We start from the raw sequence: 1082 nt of genomic DNA, 5'->3' as shown, positions 1-1082 counted from the left end.
GTCAAACGTCCGCCGTACAGCGACGACGACCTCGCCGACGTGCTCGAACACGCCGACGCGCACGTCAAGTTCTTGTTGTTCCTCGTCGCGCACGCCGGCTTGCGCATTCGTGAAGCGCTCGACCTCGAGTGGCGCGACCTCGACGAAGGCGCGCGGCGCGTGCACGTTCGCAGCGGCAAAGGCCGCAAGGGCCGCGTCGTCACCATGAGCACCAGCCTCGCGCGCGCCACGCGCGCGTACCGCGCTCGATACGGCCCGGGCGGCCCGGAGCACGCGGACGGAAAGCGCACCACGCCGAGCTCGTTCGTGTTCCGCTACCGCACGGTGATGGGCGCGCGACACCACGTCGAGAAGGCCTTTCAAGCGGCGGGCGTTTCCTTTCGAGGTTTCCACGCCGGGCGGAAGTACGCGGGCACGCGCCTCGTGAAGCAACTTCGCGACTTCACGCGTGTCGCCGCGCACCTCGGTCACGCCTCGGTGGACACGACGCGCAAAGGCTACGCGGAGTTGCCCGCCGACGATCTCAAGGACGAACTCGCCTCCTGGTAGTCTCCGAAGCGAACGACTCGCGGTGTAGCTGGGTCACAAAGTCGGTGAGCGTCTTGGAACCGAGGCGCTTGTGAAGCGGACGTTGAACCACGTCCGCCGATTCGACGCTTCTCGGAAGACCCAGAGTGGCACGTCAGCTTTGATCTGTCACCTTAGACCGGGAGTACTGTCCCATCATCCGGAACCGCCGTCTGGCCTTCGAACGCGGCCTGCCCCTCGGCGAGCACACGGTCACGTGTGGCAAAGCGGGCCAGATGCACCAGCGCCAAAGACTTCGCCCCTGCCGCCCTCGCCATCTCACCCGCTTCCCTCGCCGTCGGGTGCACCAGGGCCGCCGCCCGACGCGCCGCGTCCTTCCCGTCGGACTCCGCGACCAGGGCGTCGCACACGAACAGATCCGCTTCGCGCGCGCACGCTACGAGCGCGTCGCACGGCACGCTGTCCGCACTGTACGCCAGCACCTTGCCGCCGCCCTCCACCCGCACTGCCAGCGTCGGCACGCGGTGCTGCACCTCGAAAAAGCGCAACTCGAA

General features: G+C 67.8%; 2 protein-coding genes. One reads left to right on the top strand and one right to left on the bottom strand.

What is annotated here, in order from left to right; translation table 11 throughout:
* The coding region (locus DES52_RS22455; protein WP_146237438.1) for a tyrosine-type recombinase/integrase at window positions 1–549 on the top strand (549 nt) is incomplete at its 5' end.
* 152 nt (window positions 550–701) lie between these two features.
* On the opposite strand, the gene DES52_RS22450 is transcribed toward DES52_RS22455, so the two are convergent.
* On the bottom strand, window positions 702–1082 hold a 381-nt coding region (locus DES52_RS22450; RefSeq protein ID WP_146237437.1), incomplete at its 5' end, for an MBL fold metallo-hydrolase.

The organism is Deinococcus yavapaiensis KR-236 (assembly GCF_003217515.1).
GTDB lineage: Bacteria > Deinococcota > Deinococci > Deinococcales > Deinococcaceae > Deinococcus_A > Deinococcus_A yavapaiensis.
The sequence above is the reverse complement of the archived record's forward strand: the minus strand, read 5'-3'. Positions and strand labels throughout refer to the sequence as shown.